The organism is Photobacterium sp. CCB-ST2H9 (assembly GCF_023151555.2).
Lineage (GTDB): Bacteria > Pseudomonadota > Gammaproteobacteria > Enterobacterales > Vibrionaceae > Photobacterium.
The window spans coordinates 312,689-330,454 of record NZ_CP100425.1 but is presented as its reverse complement, the minus strand read 5'-3'; the positions used below and the strand labels follow the sequence as shown (position 1 = coordinate 330,454).

At 51.6% G+C, this 17,766-nt stretch carries 22 protein-coding genes; 4 read left to right on the top strand and 18 right to left on the bottom strand.

All coding sequences use genetic code 11. The features are described 5' to 3' along the window. Window positions 1-5 precede the first annotated feature (5 nt). From rplC to fkpA, 13 genes are all read right to left on the bottom strand, one after another. A complete protein-coding gene (gene rplC / locus L4174_RS01460) occupies window positions 6-635 on the bottom strand; it encodes a 50S ribosomal protein L3 (protein WP_248144376.1) in 630 nt (209 codons plus the stop codon). A 14-nt stretch (window positions 636-649) separates the two neighbouring features. Then, complete coding sequence (rpsJ, locus tag L4174_RS01455; RefSeq protein ID WP_005501283.1) at window positions 650-961, bottom strand: 30S ribosomal protein S10; 312 nt, start codon at window positions 959-961, stop codon at window positions 650-652. A gap of 358 nt (window positions 962-1,319) precedes the next feature. Continuing rightward, a complete protein-coding gene (gene bfr / locus L4174_RS01450) occupies window positions 1,320-1,796 on the bottom strand; it encodes a bacterioferritin (protein WP_036751150.1) in 477 nt (158 codons plus the stop codon). Between the two features lie 79 nt (window positions 1,797-1,875). Continuing rightward, window positions 1,876-2,109, bottom strand: a complete 234-nt coding sequence (locus L4174_RS01445) for a (2Fe-2S)-binding protein (protein WP_248144377.1) — start codon at window positions 2,107-2,109, stop codon at window positions 1,876-1,878. Window positions 2,110-2,351: 242 nt separating this feature from the next. After that, a complete protein-coding gene (gene tuf / locus L4174_RS01440) occupies window positions 2,352-3,536 on the bottom strand; it encodes an elongation factor Tu (RefSeq protein ID WP_254589112.1) in 1,185 nt (394 codons plus the stop codon). 105 nt (window positions 3,537-3,641) lie between these two features. Continuing rightward, on the bottom strand, window positions 3,642-5,738 hold the full coding sequence (gene fusA / locus L4174_RS01435; RefSeq protein WP_248144379.1) for an elongation factor G: 2,097 nt from the start codon (window positions 5,736-5,738) through the stop codon (window positions 3,642-3,644). Window positions 5,739-5,825: 87 nt separating this feature from the next. Continuing rightward, window positions 5,826-6,296, bottom strand: a complete 471-nt coding sequence (rpsG, locus tag L4174_RS01430) for a 30S ribosomal protein S7 (RefSeq protein WP_036754546.1) — start codon at window positions 6,294-6,296, stop codon at window positions 5,826-5,828. Between the two features lie 98 nt (window positions 6,297-6,394). Continuing rightward, the gene (gene rpsL / locus L4174_RS01425) at window positions 6,395-6,769 is read right to left on the bottom strand and encodes a 30S ribosomal protein S12 (protein ID WP_004399892.1); all 375 of its coding nucleotides are present in this window, start codon (window positions 6,767-6,769) and stop codon (window positions 6,395-6,397) included. Window positions 6,770-6,947: 178 nt separating this feature from the next. Beyond that, entirely contained in the window at window positions 6,948-7,238 is a 291-nt protein-coding gene (gene tusB / locus L4174_RS01420) for a sulfurtransferase complex subunit TusB (RefSeq protein WP_248144380.1), read from the bottom strand. Between the two features lie 26 nt (window positions 7,239-7,264). Further along, entirely contained in the window at window positions 7,265-7,618 is a 354-nt protein-coding gene (gene tusC / locus L4174_RS01415) for a sulfurtransferase complex subunit TusC (RefSeq protein ID WP_248144381.1), read from the bottom strand. Window positions 7,619-7,635: 17 nt separating this feature from the next. Beyond that, complete coding sequence (gene tusD / locus L4174_RS01410; protein WP_248144382.1) at window positions 7,636-8,028, bottom strand: sulfurtransferase complex subunit TusD; 393 nt, start codon at window positions 8,026-8,028, stop codon at window positions 7,636-7,638. Further along, entirely contained in the window at window positions 8,025-8,714 is a 690-nt protein-coding gene (locus L4174_RS01405) for a transcriptional regulator (RefSeq protein WP_371929389.1), read from the bottom strand. The genes tusD and L4174_RS01405 overlap by 4 nt, the downstream gene beginning before the upstream one ends. A 257-nt stretch (window positions 8,715-8,971) precedes the next feature. Further along, complete coding sequence (fkpA, locus tag L4174_RS01400) at window positions 8,972-9,772, bottom strand: FKBP-type peptidyl-prolyl cis-trans isomerase (protein ID WP_248144384.1); 801 nt, start codon at window positions 9,770-9,772, stop codon at window positions 8,972-8,974. A gap of 181 nt (window positions 9,773-9,953) precedes the next feature. Here fkpA and L4174_RS01395 point away from each other — a divergent pair, with 181 nt between their 5' ends. Both L4174_RS01395 and L4174_RS01390 read left to right on the top strand, forming a co-directional pair. Further along, window positions 9,954-10,934, top strand: coding sequence for a WD40 repeat domain-containing protein (locus L4174_RS01395; protein WP_248144385.1), 981 nt, complete (start codon window positions 9,954-9,956; stop codon window positions 10,932-10,934). A 16-nt stretch (window positions 10,935-10,950) separates the two neighbouring features. Beyond that, window positions 10,951-11,175 (top strand): SlyX family protein, encoded by a 225-nt coding sequence (locus L4174_RS01390; RefSeq protein ID WP_248144386.1) that lies wholly within the window; start codon window positions 10,951-10,953, stop codon window positions 11,173-11,175. 57 nt (window positions 11,176-11,232) lie between these two features. On the opposite strand, the gene slyD is transcribed toward L4174_RS01390, so the two are convergent. From slyD to kefG, 4 genes are all read right to left on the bottom strand, one after another. Further along, window positions 11,233-11,766 (bottom strand): peptidylprolyl isomerase, encoded by a 534-nt coding sequence (gene slyD / locus L4174_RS01385; protein WP_248144387.1) that lies wholly within the window; start codon window positions 11,764-11,766, stop codon window positions 11,233-11,235. A gap of 93 nt (window positions 11,767-11,859) precedes the next feature. After that, on the bottom strand, window positions 11,860-12,069 hold the full coding sequence (locus tag L4174_RS01380) for a YheV family putative zinc ribbon protein (RefSeq protein WP_248144388.1): 210 nt from the start codon (window positions 12,067-12,069) through the stop codon (window positions 11,860-11,862). Window positions 12,070-12,114: 45 nt separating this feature from the next. Next, window positions 12,115-13,920 (bottom strand): glutathione-regulated potassium-efflux system protein KefB, encoded by a 1,806-nt coding sequence (kefB, locus tag L4174_RS01375; protein WP_248144389.1) that lies wholly within the window; start codon window positions 13,918-13,920, stop codon window positions 12,115-12,117. Then, on the bottom strand, window positions 13,910-14,479 hold the full coding sequence (gene kefG / locus L4174_RS01370) for a glutathione-regulated potassium-efflux system ancillary protein KefG (protein WP_248144390.1): 570 nt from the start codon (window positions 14,477-14,479) through the stop codon (window positions 13,910-13,912). The genes kefB and kefG overlap by 11 nt, the downstream gene beginning before the upstream one ends. A 237-nt stretch (window positions 14,480-14,716) precedes the next feature. On the opposite strand from kefG, the gene L4174_RS01365 reads away from it, so the two are divergent. Further along, on the top strand, window positions 14,717-16,645 hold the full coding sequence (locus L4174_RS01365) for an ABC transporter ATP-binding protein (RefSeq protein WP_248144391.1): 1,929 nt from the start codon (window positions 14,717-14,719) through the stop codon (window positions 16,643-16,645). Further along, entirely contained in the window at window positions 16,632-17,105 is a 474-nt protein-coding gene (locus L4174_RS01360; RefSeq protein WP_248144392.1) for a TIGR02444 family protein, read from the top strand. The genes L4174_RS01365 and L4174_RS01360 overlap by 14 nt, the downstream gene beginning before the upstream one ends. A gap of 34 nt (window positions 17,106-17,139) precedes the next feature. Here L4174_RS01360 and L4174_RS01355 read toward each other — a convergent pair whose 3' ends face one another. Next, entirely contained in the window at window positions 17,140-17,742 is a 603-nt protein-coding gene (locus tag L4174_RS01355; protein WP_248144393.1) for a LysE family translocator, read from the bottom strand. Window positions 17,743-17,766 lie beyond the last annotated feature (24 nt).

The window sequence follows — 17,766 nt, the reverse complement described above, 5'->3', positions numbered from 1 at the left end:
CGACGTTACGCTTTAACAGCTGGTTTTACGATCACGTTGCCGCCAGTTGCGCCTGGTACTGCACCTTTGATCAGAAGCAGGTTGCGCTCAGCGTCAACACGTACGATCTCAAGGTTTTGAGTCGTTACACGCTCAGCACCCATGTGACCAGCCATTTTCTTGCCTTTAAATACGCGACCTGGAGTCTGACATTGACCGATAGAACCAGGGGCACGGTGAGACAAGGAGTTACCGTGGCTCATATCTTGAGTACGGAAGTTCCAACGCTTAACAGCGCCTTGGAAACCTTTACCCTTAGAAGTGCCAGTAACGTCTACTTTCTTAATTTCGTTGAACAGTTCAACTTTCAGCTCAGCGCCTACTGCGAACTCTTCACCATTGTCCAGGCGGAATTCCCACAGACCGCGGCCAGCTTCAACACCTGCTTTCGCATAGTGACCAGCTTCAGCTTTGTTTACGCGGCTTGCTTTCTTAGAACCAGCAGTTACCTGGATAGCGTTATAACCATCAGTGTCTACAGTTTTAACCTGAGTAACACGGTTATTTTCAACTTCAACCACAGTAACTGGGATAGAAGCGCCATCTTCGGTAAAGATGCGGGTCATACCCACTTTACGACCGATTAGACCAATCATTCTCTTATCTCCCCTTAACCTAGGCTGATCTGAACGTCAACGCCAGCAGCTAGATCCAGACGCATCAGAGCATCAACAGTTTTATCTGTTGGCTCAACGATGTCGATAAGGCGCTTGTGAGTACGGATTTCGTACTGGTCACGGGCGTCCTTATTTACGTGTGGAGAAATAAGAACAGTGAAACGCTCTTTACGAGTAGGCAGTGGGATTGGACCACGAACCTGCGCGCCAGTACGCTTAGCTGTTTCAACGATTTCCGCGGTAGACTGATCGATCAGACGGTGATCGAACGCCTTCAGGCGGATACGAATACGTTGGTTCTGCATGAGACAGAGCTCCAATTATAAAAAATTTACACAAACAATATCGCCACTCAGACTCGCGAAGGCGAGAGAATGCCGATTGATTCATGTGAACGTAGCACCCCTTTTGGGCGCATTGTCAGCCAATTTAATGACTGCGAACATAAGTCAGAGTATACATTACCGAATCAGTTAAAGACCGATTCCTTCCTCAACGCTTATTGGTTCACAACCGTCTTCTCGAGACAGTGCGGGGATTATACCGATCACGAAATGAAACGCAAGGGGGCGATGGGAAATTAAGCAATGAAATGAAAAAAGCCTTCAACCGAGTCCGTCGGCTGAAGGCCCGTACGTGTTTGTGTGGACTAGTCTTCGTGGATTAGTCTTCGTCTACAATCTGCGCCTGATTGTAATTGTTAATTCCCATTCGCTCGATCAAGCCAAGCTGGGTTTCAAGCCAGTCAACATGCTCCTCTTCATCTTCCAGGATGTCCTGGAATAAATCTCTGGAGACGTAATCTCTCACTTCTTCAGCATATTGAATGGCATCGCGTAAATCCGGAATCGCATCCATCTCCAGGGAAAGGTCACACTCAAGCATTTCCTTGGTATCTTCACCAATACGCAGCTTACCCAAATCCTGCAGATTGGGCACACCTTCTAAAAACAGAATCCGCTCGATCAGGTGATCTGCATGATTCATTTCATCGATTGATTCGTGGTATTCCTTGTCAGCAAGGTGCTTCAGGCCCCAATCTTTGTACATACGGGCGTGGAGAAAATATTGATTAATGGCAACCAGTTCATTCCCCAATACCTTATTGAGGTGCTGAATGATTTTGGGATCGGCTTTCATTAGCGAACACTCCTCTCTCGGTTCCTATAAGCTTAGAACCGATCCGAAGTGTGTCAAAAGAGAGTGGAAACAGATTTTCCTAACTCGCTTTTTTGAGGGCAATCTCAGTGATATCAATGACTGATATATCCTGGGAGGTATCCCGCTCTAAGACGACATGCTGGATGATACTTTTTGCCTGGCGGATACATTTACCACATTGAGAACCAAGCGGGGTGATCGCTTTAATCCCACGGATATCCGAAACACCCTCTTCTTCAACGAGCTTGACAATTTTTTTGTCGGAAATTCCGTGGCACAGGCAAACGTACATAACAACTCTCTACATCTCAGTCTGCCTCAAATATAAACGAGAACTGTTAGCATTACCACTTCTAGCCCGTTGCTCCGCTAGATGAATTTGTTATCAAAGATGCACAAAAATGCTTGGAAAGAATAAGTATAAAAGTGAAGAAGTTAGGATATTACGATAAGACGGACTCTGTAAGACATGCCCGCAAGATACAAAAAAGGGAGCCGAAGCTCCCTTTTTATTGTTGATTCAATCTTTGCTAATTAAGCAACGATCTTAGCAACAACACCAGCACCAACGGTACGGCCACCTTCACGGATTGCGAAGCGCAGACCTTCGTCCATTGCGATAGGTGCGATCAGAGTAACAACCATCTTGATGTTGTCACCTGGCATAACCATCTCAACGCCTTCTGGCAGTTCGATAGTACCGGTCACGTCAGTTGTACGGAAGTAGAACTGTGGACGGTAGCCTTTGAAGAACGGAGTATGACGGCCGCCTTCGTCTTTAGACAGAACGTATACTTCTGACTCGAAAGTTGTGTGTGGAGTGATTGAACCAGGCTTAGCCAGAACTTGACCACGCTCAACTTCGTCACGCTTAGTACCACGCAGCAGAACACCAACGTTCTCACCAGCACGGCCTTCGTCCAGAAGCTTACGGAACATCTCAACACCAGTACAAGTAGTAGTGACGGTGTCTTTGATACCTACGATAGCAACTTCGTCACCTACGCGAACGATACCTTGCTCAACACGACCAGTTACAACAGTACCACGGCCCTGGATTGAGAATACGTCTTCGATTGGCAGGATGAACGGCTTGTCGATAGCACGCTCTGGCTCTGGGATGTAAGAATCCAGTGCTTCAGCCAGCTCAACGATTTTCTCTTCCCACTGAGCTTCGCCATTCAGCGCGCCCAGAGCAGAACCCATAATGACTGGGCAGTCGTCGCCTGGGAAGTCGTACTCAGACAGAAGTTCACGAACTTCCATCTCAACCAGCTCCAGCAGCTCTTCGTCATCAACCATGTCACACTTGTTCATGAAAACAAGAATGTAAGGGATACCAACCTGACGACCCAGCAGGATGTGCTCACGAGTCTGTGGCATTGGGCCATCAGTCGCAGCAACAACCAGGATACCACCGTCCATCTGAGCAGCACCGGTGATCATGTTTTTCACGTAGTCGGCGTGTCCTGGGCAATCAACGTGCGCGTAGTGGCGAGTCGGAGTATCGTACTCTACGTGAGAAGTAGAGATTGTGATACCACGCTCACGCTCTTCTGGCGCGTTATCGATAGATGCGAAGTCACGCGCTGAACCGCCGTATTTTTTAGACAGTACAGTACAGATTGCAGCAGTCAGAGTAGTTTTACCGTGGTCAACGTGGCCGATAGTACCAACGTTAACGTGCGGTTTCGTACGTTCAAATTTTTCTTTAGACACGATCGTGTTCCTTCCTAGTTGTGATTCGCCCCGCTGACTGGCGGGACGCGTCAGAAGTTGTATTTTATGCGCCAACCGAAGCGGACGCAATATTTCTGCTGATGTTTAACCGCGCTCAGCGACGATACCGTCGGCGATATTCTTCGGAACTTCAGCATATTCGCTGAACTCCATCGAATAGGATGCGCGGCCTTGCGTAGCAGAACGAAGATCCGTTGCGTAACCAAACATTTCTGAAAGCGGAACTTGCGCACGGATAATCTTCAGTCCGGCCGGACCTTCATCCATACCACCGATGATGCCGCGACGACGGTTCAGGTCACCAACAACATCACCCATCCAGTCTTCCGGAGTGGTTACTTCAACTTTCATCATAGGTTCAAGAATGACAGGTTGAGCATCAAGTGCACCCTTCCTGAACGCCATAGAACCGGCGATCTTAAACGCCATTTCGCTCGAGTCAACATCGTGGTATGAACCATCGAACAGCGTCGCTTTGACGTCCAGTACCGGATAACCGGCAAGCACACCATTTTTCATCTGCTCTTCGATACCTTTCGCCACGGCTCCGATATATTCTCTCGGAATCACACCGCCAACGACTTCGTCAACGAAGACAAAACCGGCATTCGGCTCAGAAGGTTCAATCTTCAGCCATACGTGACCGTACTGGCCGCGACCACCAGATTGACGTACGAACTTACCTTCAACTTCCGTCTTACCACGGATAGTTTCACGGTAAGCAACCTGAGGTTTACCAACGTTACATTCAACGCTGAACTCACGCTTCATACGGTCAACGATGATATCCAGATGAAGCTCGCCCATCCCTGAGATCAGGGTCTGGCCAGATTCTTCATCCGTTTCCACCCGGAAAGATGGGTCTTCTGCAGCCAGCTTACCCAGCGCAATACCCATTTTTTCCTGGTCAGCTTTCGACCTTGGTTCAACAGCAATCTGAATAACCGGCTCTGGGAAATCCATACGTTCCAGAACCACTTTATGATCCTGATCGCACAGGGTGTCACCCGTCGTCACATTTTTCAGACCGATTGCTGCCGCGATGTCGCCAGCTCGAACTTCTTTGATTTCTTCACGTTTATTCGAGTGCATCTGTACGATACGCCCGAAACGTTCACGCTTATCTTTTACCGTGTTGTAGACGGTATCGCCTGAATTCACAACACCGGAATAGACACGCATAAATGTCAGGGTGCCCACAAACGGGTCCGTTGCGATCTTGAATGCCAGCGCAGCAAACGGTTCTTCGTCGCTGGAATGGCGGATCACTTCGTTACCATCCATGTCTTCACCACGGATTGCTTTGACTTCCGTCGGTGATGGCAGGAATTCAACGACGGCATCCAGGACAGCCTGCACACCTTTGTTCTTAAATGCAGAACCACAGGTCGCCAGAACAATTTCATTATTCAGCGTACGCTGGCGCAAGCCGGCTTTGATGTCATCTTCTGACAGGTTCCCTTCTTCCAGGTACTTATCCATCAGCTCTTCAGACGCTTCAGCTGCCGCTTCAACCAGGTTTGTGTGCCATTCTTCGGCCAGTTCCTGCATGTCGGCTGGAATGTCTTCATAAGAGAAGCTCATGCCCTGATCGGCTTCATTCCAGTTGATCGCTTTCATTTTAATCAGGTCGATCACACCTTTGAATTCTTCTTCCGCACCAATGTTCAATTGAATTGGTACCGGATTTGCGCCAAGACGGTGTTTGATTTGATCAATCACGCGCAGGAAGTCTGCGCCTGCACGGTCCATCTTGTTCACGAAGACCATACGGGGTACTTCGTATTTATCAGCCTGACGCCATACGGTTTCAGACTGCGGTTCGACACCTGATGAACCACAGAAAACAACCACTGCACCATCAAGTACGCGCAGAGAACGCTCTACTTCGATAGTGAAATCAACGTGTCCTGGGGTGTCGATAATATTGATGCGGTGCTCTGGGAACTGAGCATCCATACCACGCCAGAAGGTTGTAGTGGCAGCAGAGGTGATGGTAATCCCACGCTCCTGCTCCTGCTCCATCCAGTCCATGGTAGCGGCACCGTCGTGTACTTCACCAATTTTGTGGGAAAGACCTGTATAGAACAGGATACGCTCGGTCGTGGTTGTTTTCCCGGCGTCTACGTGAGCACAGATACCGATGTTACGGTAACGCTCGATAGGAGTTTTGCGAGCCACGATTGAATCCTCTTACTAAGGTTATCCTTAGAAAATGGTATGGGCGCAGCAGGCCAAGCCTGCTGCGCCCAGTCGCTAATAACGAAATTACCAGCGGTAGTGTGCGAACGCTTTGTTCGCTTCTGCCATACGGTGAACGTCTTCACGTTTCTTAACAGCAGAACCTTTGTTGTCGGATGCGTCCAGCATTTCAGCAGCCAGACGAGCAGCCATAGATTTTTCACCACGCTTACGCGCAGCTTCAACCAACCAACGCATAGCCAGAGCATTACGACGTACTGGACGTACTTCTACTGGTACCTGGTAAGTTGAACCACCTACACGGCGAGATTTAACCTCTACCGCTGGGCGAACGTTTTCAAGAGCTTTTTCAAAAATAGCCAGGTGCTCTTCACCAGAGCGCTCAGCCATAGTATCCAGTGCAGTGTAAACAATTTTCTCTGCAGTAGATTTCTTACCGTCAACCATCAGGATGTTGACGAATTTTGCCAGCAATTCAGATTTGAATTTAGGATCTGGAAGGATCTTACGCTGACCAATTACGCGACGACGTGGCATGGAAATTCTCCGTTGTCTTCTTCAGGTTTTATCCAAAACTTTTCAGTTTTTTCAAAATTACAGTTAATTTAGTGTTTGGCCTTACTTAACGGATTCCATTAAGACTTAGGACGCTTCACACCGTACTTAGAACGACCTTGTTTACGGTCGTTAACGCCTGCACAGTCAAGTGCACCACGAACAGTGTGGTAACGCACACCCGGAAGGTCTTTAACACGACCACCACGGATCAGAACAACACTGTGCTCTTGCAGGTTGTGACCTTCACCACCGATGTATGAAGTAACTTCAAAACCGTTGGTCAGACGTACACGACATACTTTACGCAGTGCGGAGTTTGGTTTTTTTGGAGTAGTAGTGTATACACGAGTACATACACCACGCTTTTGTGGACACGCTTCTAGCGCAGGCACGTTGCTTTTAACAACTTGCTTTGCACGTGGTTTGCGTACCAGCTGGTTAATAGTTGCCATTAAATAGCTCCTGATTATTTACTTTCGTAAAGGTGAAAAATCCGCCTCCCAACAACAGGAGGACGCGAAATTTTAGGCGTCGGACTATAAGGTGTCAAGATATATACAGCGATCACAGCAATGATCATTTCTTAATCACTGCTTTTCACTGGTCTGTTCTCTTTTTCATCACCCGTCACTATGCCCATTTCATGCTGTTCGGATGGCTGATCGTCAGCTCGACAAATTGATTGTGATCGATCACTTCGACTTCAGAGGACGTGCGCCCTGCCAGCCCCCGGGCCAGCAGATCCGCTTCCAGCACATACACTGACGCACCCTGACTCAGCACCTGATCCAGCTGACCCGGTGACACGGCAGCCACTGCCGCATCCTGCAACAACAAAACATCATCGCCCGGCAGGAGCTGTTCAGCACATTGCTGTAAAGCGCGATTTTGAAAAGGAGAGGAAAAGACCATGTGTAGCATAAATCGCCCCGTTGGCAGGTTGCGGGTTAATAACTCAGTAATTTCTGACAGCGATGCAGCCTGTGACTGAATTCATCGCGGCCCAGAACTTCAGCGTCAATCAGCAAATCATCCGCCGACAGTCCGCGCTTTGACAGCGATTCGCCGCAAACCCAGATGTCTTCAATGTCATAGAGGGACAGCATCTTGAACGCGACACTGTATTCACGGCTCAGAACCTGGTCGCCCTGCTGCCCTTTTAATAATTGCCAGACCCCATCCCCGATAAAGAATAGCTGGATTTCTTCACTGTAAGCAGAGGTTGCCAGCACAGCATCCAGCCCTTCCCGGCCGCTGTTACTGCCATGGGGGACGGAACGAAAAACGAACCCAATCGACATAAGGATTTCCGAATTGATTAAAACTGAATGACGCGATCAGCACTCAGCAGCACTTCTGCCAGGCCACCCAACCCCGCCTGTTCGAAGCCGTCGGCAAGATTGTTGCCGGGCAGCGTGTTTTGACTGGCTTCCTGCTCACTGACAACGCCCCGCCGAAGTGCCGCAGCCACACAGGTTTGCAGTTCAACCTCATGTTCACGGCCCAGTTGCTGCCAGGCTGCCAGCAAATCAAACTCGTCCGAAGCCGGTGAGACCAGAACAGAGCCGTTGTGAACCCCGTCCTGATAGAAAAACACCCGCTGTAACTGATGGCCGGCTGCAATCACTGCCTGTGCAAACTGCAATGCGCTTCTGGCGTTCTGTGTCCCGTAGGCCGGGCCATCCACCACCAGCGCAAAAGTCAGGCTCATTTTTCGCCATCCTCGGTTTTACGCTGCCGAATGTAGAGATACACGGTATGTTTGGAAATATTCAGACGATCGGCCACACGGTTAATCGCATCTTTAATATCAAAGATACCTTTATCGTACAGCTCCATCACGATCTGACGGTTTTTCGCATTGTTCGACACGTTCTTGTCTGCATTGATTTCTTCAATCGTGCGTTCAACCGTCTGATCCACCAGCTCATCCACATCACTGGCAAAATTCACACTGGATGCCGCCTGTTTAGCTTCATCGGTCGGCATGAAAGATTGCAGGATCTGAGAGAAAGGCGCATCCAGATTCACGTTAATACACAGCAGACCAATGATATTGTCATCGGCATTACGGATAGCGATGGTGATGGACTTCATCAGAGCCCCACCCTTGGCACGCGTAAAATAGGCACGGGAAAAATTACGTTCCGACCCTTCAATATCTCGCAACATTCGCAGGGCAAGATCCGTGATGGGCGATCCCACCTTACGGCCGGTGTTTTCACCATTGGCAATTTTGATCGCCGAAGTATTCAGGTCTGCCAGCGAGTGCAGCACAATTTCACAGAACGGGCCGATCAGTGCGGCCAGGCCATCAACGACGGCTTCATATGAACGTAAAATGGTAAAGTCATGTTCGGTAAACGTTCGGGTTTCAATTAAGTCACTTTCCACCATGACTTCAGTGCCAAAGTTATCTGCTGATACCACTTTCCTGTCTTCCTTGCTCATTCCCGTGACCCGGTTTTACAGGCAATCCTGCATTTCAACGAAACGGGGAAAAATTCAATTCTTGCTTGCAAGTTTATCAGAATATGAATACAGGTCTTCACAAAATGAAATTTGCAACGCACAAAACAGGACAGAAACCAGACTGAAGTAATAAAAAAGCCCGGCTTATAGCCGGGCTTTTGGAAATTGCAGACAATGGACGATTACTCGTCGTCAGCGTCTTTCTTGGCCTTCACGATATCCAGCAGTTCAACTTCAAATACCAGCGTTGAGTTTGCAGGAATGCTTGGGTTAGCCTGAGAGCCGTATGCCAGCTCAGGCGGAATCACAAACTTGAACTTAGAACCGACAGGCATCAGCTGAACGCCTTCAGTCCAGCCCGGAATCACCTGATTCAGCGGGAAAGTTGCAGGCTGGTTACGCTTGTAAGAACTATCGAACTCAGTCCCGTCAACCAGCGTACCTTTATAGTGAACCTTCACAGTGTCGGTGGCTTTCGGCTTATCGCCCTGACCTTCAGTTTCTACTGCATACAGCAGACCTGACTCAGTTTTCTTCACGCCTTCCTGCTTCTCGAACTCAGCGCGGAAGTCATCGCCTGTTTTGGCATTTTCTTCAGCTTCTGCTTTGGCTTTCGTCGCCATCATATCAGAAACGCGCTTGTCCAGTTCCTGCAACGTCTGCTGAGTTTCTTCCTGGCTCAGACGGCTGTTGCCGGCGAATACATCACTGACACCAGCTAGGACATCTTCTTTTTTCAGTTCCAGGCCCAGCTCTTTTTGCTGTTCCAGGTTTGCAGACAAGTACTGTGCCAGCGAAGCACCAATTGCGTAAGCGGCTTTCTGATCTTCAGATTCAAACGCTTTTGTCGCTTCGGCTGCAGTCTGCTCAACCTGAGCAGCTGACTCTGCTTTTTCTGCAGGTGCCGAGGTTTTCTCATCCTGACAACCTACTGCCAGCAGAATGGTTGCTGCCAGTAAAGACACTTTCAGAACTGGTTTCATCTCTCTCTCCATTTTTCCAGAGGCTAAGCTCTTAACTTTATGCATAATTTTTCACAGTTGTGTTAAAACCATGCCATATCAATATACTAATACCAACTTTTTTCTTGCCGTTGGTGATAACACCCGGGTTTCAATGGGATCAACACCGGGCAAAAGCGGCCGAAACACGGAAAGTCAGCACATGCGTCACATTTTTATAGCAGCCATTATCATTCTGACCCTGATCTCTGTCTCAGGTTGCGATATTTCAGGTCCCGAACGTCAGCGCTGGGATCTGGCACCGCAAGGCGCAACCGCTTTCAGTCTGAGCAGGGATGGCCGCTTTGCCTTATTTTATTCAGCCCAACAAGGTATCGTGCTCTGGGATCTACAGCAAAACAAAAAGTTAGCGAGTTTAGGTTCTCAAGATCCACATCACACAACCGTGACAAATAGTGATATTTCTGACAATCACCGCTACGCGATCACCGCAACAGCACAGAACTTTGCAATCTGGGATCTGGCCTGGGGACAGGCTCAGGGACTCTGGTCGATCTCCGACGGCATCATCCGGGATGCAACAATCGCCAATGACGGCAAGCAGGTGCTGCTGGCCCTGTCAAACGGCAAAGCACTGTACGTCGACTTGGGCAACGGAAGACGGCTGGAGTTCCTCGCCCACCGGGAAAAAGTGAATTCTGTAGCCATTTCGCCGAATGGCCACTACGCCCTCTCCGGCGGTGATGACAAACGTGCTTTTCTCTGGGATACCCAAACCGGTCAGATTTTATATCAGTTTGAACACACGATGCGGGTCAATCAGGTGAGCCTGCAGCGAGACGGCAAGCTGGCAATGACAGCCGACAGCGGCAACGAGGCGTTTATCTGGAATTTAACGAACGGGCAGAAACAAGCTTCTCTGAACATTCGTCTGAGGCAACAAAACTTCTCCAGTGCCCGCTTTTCTGATGATGGCTTGCAACTGGCTACCGGCACGCCCTCCCGCCGGGTTGAACTGTGGAGCACCGTGACTGGCAACAGACAGGGCTACTGGCAAGCGGCCACACAAGAAAACGAGCGCCCGGGGTCAGCGGTGGTGTATGATGTGGCCATTACGCCACTCGGCGATGTCCGCTCAGGCAGCTCAGCCGGCATTGCTCAGGATTGGCACCGTCCCGAATGACCGATGATCATCAACCATGACAGACATTGTAAAAAAGCTACAGGCTCAGATAGATGAGCTGGAAATGAAACAGGCTTTTCAGGAGCAGACGATTGAAGAGCTCAATGACGCGCTGACACAGCAGCAGTTTCTGATCGATAAAATGCAGGTCCAGATGCGCTATCTGGTAGGCAAAGTGAAGTCAGGCCAGGTTTCCAATATCGCCAGTGAAAGCGAAGAAACACCACCCCCTCACTACTGAGGGGAAAATGTTGATACAAAAACGGGAAGCTTGCGCTTCCCGTTTTGCCGTCATGACTTAGTGGTCATGTCCGCAACAACCACCTTCATGGTCGTGATCATGGTCGTGGTCGTGTCCACAACCGCCCGCCTGATGAATATGGCCGTGAGAAATTTCTTCTTCCGTTGCAGCACGAGTCGCAACAATTTCCACATCAAACGTCAGTGTCTGGCCCGCCAGCATGTGGTTACCATCAACAACAACTTCGTCGCCGTCAACTTCAGTCACTTCTACCGGGATTGGACCCTGATCGGTATCTGCCAGGAAACGCATGCCAACGGTAATTTCGTCCACACCCTGGAACACTTCAGCCGGAACGCGCTGAACCATTTCTGCATGGTGCTCGCCGTATGCTTCTTCCGGTGCCACAGTCACTTCGAACTTATCGCCAACTGCACGGCCTTCCAGAGCTTTTTCCAGACCGATGATCAGGTTGTTGTGGCCGTGCAGGTAATCCAGCGGCGCATCTGTGGTTGACTGATCAACGACAATACCTTCTTCGGTTTTCACTTGGTAAGCCAGGCTTACTACGGTGTCTTTAGCGACTTTCATGTTTACTCCGAATTTGAGCAGGGGATTTAACCTGTAATCATACCGGATCTGCCCTGCCAGACGCCAATACTGATCGAAACATTCGGCCGGGATTCATTCCGGCTTAAAAATCCCGATCACTTGTTCCTGAGCCGTTCCGGCCACATGTTTACTGTATTCAACAGATTTCGGCAGGCGGGTATCCGTGTGGTGACAAGCGACACATTCGACTTTCTCCACCTCATTTTCCAGCCACCAGCGTAACGTGTCCTGCTGCTGACAGGCCGGGCACACCGCACCGGCGATAAATCGTTTCTTGGTCATAACTCCCTTCCTGTACTGCCTGGGATAGTCTCAATTTACGGCGGGTCAGTCCCAGCCGTTATGCCGCTCACGCTCACCGCGCATCTCGCGGTCAAAAATCTCTTCCAGCTCTTTGCGGGCTTCTTTTGCCCGGGTTGCCAGGTGCACATCTTCCGAATGCTGCGGCAACAAATCCCGTAAAGCGGTGGTATCCAGTTTCCGGAAATGTGCCTCAGCCCGCTTGGCCTTATATGGGTGCATTCCCAGTGCCACCAGTGCCTGACGACCTAAATCCAGCGCACCGGCAAAGGTTTCCCGGGAGAACATATCAACACCGTGGCTAAGCAGTTGGTGCGCTTCCACCCGACTGCGGGCCCGGGCCAGAATCTTCAGACGTGGAAAGTGCTGCTGGCAAATTGCCACCACCTGCATCACCTCCTCCGGACTGTCGGTGCAGATAATAATGGCTTCCGCTTTCTCGGCTCCGGCGGCACGCAGCAGGTCAAGCTGGCTGGCGTCGCCATAATACACCTTATAGCCGAACTTGCGCAGAAACTGGATCTGACCGGGATCCCGTTCCAGAATCGTCACCCGGATTTTATTGGCGAACAACAGCCGTCCTACCACCTGCCCGAAACGGCCAAACCCGGTAATGATCACCCTGGGTTCCCGATCAATCACATCTGATTCAGGTTCATCCCCCGCCTCAGCCTGAAAGGTACGGACGAACCATTTGTCCTGTAAACGCAGCACCAGCGGCGTGGTCATCATCGACAGGCTGACCACCACCAGCAAAAAACCGGTCAGCTCTGCATTGAGCAATCCCTCACTTTGGGCCGCCGTGAACAGCACGAATGCAAACTCGCCTCCCTGACTGAGAATAGCCGCCATCTGGCTGCGGGATTTGGCCTGAATGCCAAACAAACGCGCAAGCAGATACAGCAGCAGTCCTTTTACCACTACCAGTGCGACAACCGCCGCCAGGATCTGCAGGGGGTAATCCAGCAACAGTCCCAGATTCACCGCCATGCCGACTGAGATAAAAAACAGGCCGAGCAGCAGTCCCTTAAACGGCTCTATGGCGATCTCCAGCTCATGGCGGTACTCGCTCTCAGCCAGCAGCACGCCCGCCAGAAAAGTTCCCAGTGCCATCGACAGACCCAGCGTTTCCATGCCCAGCGCGATCCCAATAACCAGCAGCAGCGCTGTCACGGTGAACAGTTCCCGAACCCCGGACATCACGACCCAGCGAAACAGCGGTCGTAACAGGAAATGGCCGCCCACCAGCAGCACAGCGATTCCCGCCACCATGGCGACCAGATCCAGCCAGTTGCCGCCCTCGCTTCCCGCCAGTAAGGGCAGAAAAGCCAGCATCGGGATCACGGCAATATCCTGAAAAAGCAGCACGGCAAAGCCGGACTGACCAGTATCCGAACGTCCGATCCCCTGCTCTTCTATCACCCGAAGGGCAATCGCCGTTGAAGACAGGGCCAAGCCCATCCCAATCACCAGCGCCACCCGCCAGTCCAGATTCCCGATGAACTGCTCACACAACAGCACAACCGTGGCAATGACCAGGCTGGTCAGTACGACCTGACTGCCGCCCAGACCAAGGATCGGCTGGCGCATCTGCCACAGTTTGCCTGGGTTCAGTTCCAGACCGATCAGAAACAGCAGCAAAACCACACCGAATTCTGAAAAATGCAGAACCGCCTCGACATCATTGATCAGTCCCAGCCCCCAGGGGCCGATGCCAATCCCGGCCAGCAGATACCCGAGTACCGACCCCAGCCCGAGTCGTTGGGCCACCGGAACTGCAACCACAGCCGCCGCCAAGAACACAACACTGCTGGTTAATACATCAGACGCCATGTTTCCCCTCCTGACTTGCTTCTGCCAGAGGTAACATCAGCCACTCCCGGTAGTGTTGTGCATGCGCCCGACGCTCTGCATCCGGGATGCGCCGTGCCCAGTGGAGCACCAGAGGCGGGAGCCAGTGCATCTGGCACAGCTCAGCCGTCAGCTCAAAAGGCTTCAAAATCTCAGCCACGCTGCAGCGGTTATACCCATCCGGTGTGTAAGCTTCCGCAGCTCCGCCGGTGGTGATCACCGAGCGCCAGTACTTGCCTTTGGTCCCCGTCCCTTCTCCGTGGGCAAAGCCTTTACTCAGCACCACATCTATCCACTCTTTGAGCAAAGCCGGGCAGGAATACATATAAAGCGGGTGCTGAAAAACCAGCATGTCATGCTGACTGACTAATTCCCGTTCACAGGCCGCATCAATAAAAAAATCTGGGTACTTGCCGTAGAGGTCGTGAAAGGTCACGTGAGGCAGATTTGCCACGGCAGACAGCATGGCTTTGTTCGCCACGGAAGCATCCGGATCCGGATGCGCATAAATAAGAAGAATACGTGGTGGGGCTTGTTCCATAGGCCTTTTCCTCATTTCCCTGAGTCACCGCATGAGCCGGACTGACAGGACTCATCAAAGCATCATACCGAATTCTGCCGCCGTGTGGATCGCTTTGTTCCTGAGATTTCAACGGCAAAAATATGAATCCTTTCCCGGCACCCCCTGCACCTGTTCGCAGTTCAACGCAGATTGTTATAGACTCCCGCACCAGTCACCTATTTGTTGTGGAGCGGCAACAGCCGGTAGTAACAGGCAATGATCACTTTTTCTGATATTCAATTGCTCCGGGGCGGCAACGTCCTGCTGGATCAAGCAACGGCCACCATTCATCCGGGCGATAAAGTCGGCCTGGTTGGCAAGAATGGCTGCGGTAAATCCACCCTGTTTGCCCTGATCAAAGGCGAACTGAGTGTTGATGCCGGTCAGCATTCCGTCCCGTCGCACTGGGAACTGGCCTGGGTGGCGCAGGAAACCCCGGCTCTGGAACGGACCGCCCTGGACTATGTCATCGACGGCGATCGTGAATACCGTCAGCTGGAGCAAGCCTTACTGGCTGCCGAACAGGTCGATGACGGCAACAAAGTTGCCCTGCTGCACGACCAACTGGATGCCATTGGCGGCTACAGCATTAAAGCCCGGGCCTCCGAACTGCTGGATGGCCTCGGATTCTCACAGGAGCAGATGAGCTGGAATCTGACGCAGTTCTCCGGTGGCTGGCGGATGCGTCTCAACCTGGCTCAGGCCCTGCTGTGCCGCTCTGATCTGCTGCTGCTCGACGAACCGACCAACCACCTGGATCTGGATGCAGTTCTCTGGCTGGAAAAATGGCTCCAGAACTACCGGGGGACGCTGGTTCTGATTTCCCACGACCGCGATTTCCTCGATCCTGTGGTCGGACGGATCATCCATGTCGAAAACCAGCACCTGAACGAATACACGGGCAACTACTCGTCGTTTGAAAACCAGCGCGCCGAAAAGCTGATCCTGCAACAGTCGATGTTCCAGAAACAGCAGAAACAAATGGCGCACATGCAATCCTATATCGACCGCTTCCGGTATAAAGCCAGCAAAGCCCGCCAGGCTCAGAGCCGGATTAAGGCACTGGAGCGCATGGAAAAGGTACTGCCGGCTCAGTTTGATAACCCATTCAACTTCGAATTCCGCGAGCCGGACAGTCTGCCCAATCCAATCATCATGATGGATCAGGTGGCCGCCGGTTACGGAGAAGTCCAAATCCTCGACAAAATTCGTCTCAATCTGGTGCCGGGCAGCCGGATTGGTCTGCTGGGCCGGAACGGTGCCGGTAAATCAACCCTGATCAAACTGCTGTCTGCCGAGCTGGCGCCTCAGGCCGGTGATCTGACCTACTCACAGGGCGTGAAAATTGGCTATTTTGCCCAGCATCAGCTGGAAACCCTGCGACTGGACGAAACGCCGCTGCAGCATATGAGTCGTCTGGCCCCGGAATCCACTGAGCAGCAGCTGCGTGATTACCTCGGCAGCTTCGGTTTTAAAGGCGACAAAGCGCTGGACCTGGTCGGCCCGTTTTCCGGCGGAGAGAAAGCCCGTCTGGTGCTGGCACTGATTGTCTGGCAACGTCCGAACCTGCTGCTGCTTGACGAACCGACCAACCACCTGGATCTTGACATGCGTCAGGCACTGACACTGGCATTGCAGTCCTTCGAAGGTGCGATGGTAATCGTCAGTCACGACCGTTACCTGCTGCGGGCGACGACCGATGATTTGTATCTGGTCCATGACCGCAAGGTTGAGCCATTCGACGGCGACCTCAACGATTACCACAAATGGCTGACCGAACAGCAACGTAACGAGCGCCGGGAACAACAGGCCACCAAGCCGGAATCAGCCAGCAAGGACAACAGTGCTGCCTCCCGCAAAGAACAAAAACGTCTGGAAGCCGAATTCCGCAAACAGACCGCACCGCTGCGGAAACAGATTGAGAAACTGGATACTCAGATGGAGAAACTGAGCCAGACTCTGGCTCAGGCTGAAGCGGCACTCTCCGATGGCAGTATTTACGAAGCCGAAAACAAGGTGCGGCTGAATCAGGCACTGCAGACGCAGAGCCAGGCCAAAAATGAGCTGGAAGACGTCGAAATGGCATGGATGGAATTGCAGGAGCAACTTGAAAGCATGGAGCAGGAATTCAATGTCAGCAACTGATCACCCGAGGGTTCAAGGCTTTCAGGCCGATTTATTCTGGCGCTTCTGCCTCCAGCACTACAGCTTAGAAGGCGTCAGCCAGGCATGCCTGCAACTGCAGGACGAATTTCAGGGAAACGTCAATCTGGCGCTGCTGCTGCACTGGCTCGATACCCAGCAGTACGCCCTGTCGGCAACTGAAATCCGCCAGCTGGAGCAGGCTCTGGCTGCAACCGAAACACAACTGACGGCTTATCGTCAGTTACGCCGCAATCTGAAACCCCAGCTGGACTCTGCGGGCTATCAGCAGATGATCGACTTTGAACTCATGCTGGAGCAGAACCAGCAGCAGGATCTGATTAGCTGCCTGAATCATCAGGCTCAGCAACCCAGAGCGGCTCTGCCGCCACCCGCCGATAACCTGGGTCAGTATTGTCAGCGGCTGGAAGCGGACAACCTGGCATTACAGATTCGGGGCTGACCGTTCTTCAATCAGGGTAAGGCAGGCATCTGCCTTACCAAATCATTGCCACACACCCCGCCGTCAGTGTCCCCATCGTCAGATTAAAACGCTGCCTTGCCTGAGGCTGATTCAGCCAGCGACCAATCAGCGTCCCGAATCCGGCCCAGAGCGACACACAGGGAAACCCAATCACATAAAAAACCGTCGCCACAGTCAGGGCTGAGGAGCAGAAAGCCTCACCTGCAGAGGTAAAAGTGCTGATCGCAGTCACTGACATCATCCACGCCTTCGGATTCACATACTGAAACATCGCTGCTGCGACAAAAGACATCGGCCGGGCATCGTGGTCATCCACCTGAACTTTTCCGCCTGCCGTGGCAATTTTCCAGGCCAGATACAACAAGTATGCGCTCCCCAGCCAGCGCAGTGCCTCATGCAGAACCGGATAACGGACAAAAATTACCCCGAGCCCTGCGGCCACCAGCAGAATCATACTGACCAGACCGAAACCGATCCCGAGGATGTGCGGGATCGTCCGCCAGTAGCCAAAATTCGCCCCTGAAGCGGTGACCATCATATTGTTCGGCCCCGGGGTCCCCGTCATCGTCGCAGCGAATGCCATCAGTGAAATCAAAAACTGCCATTCAATGTTCATGTTTTACTCCATGAAGATAATTCT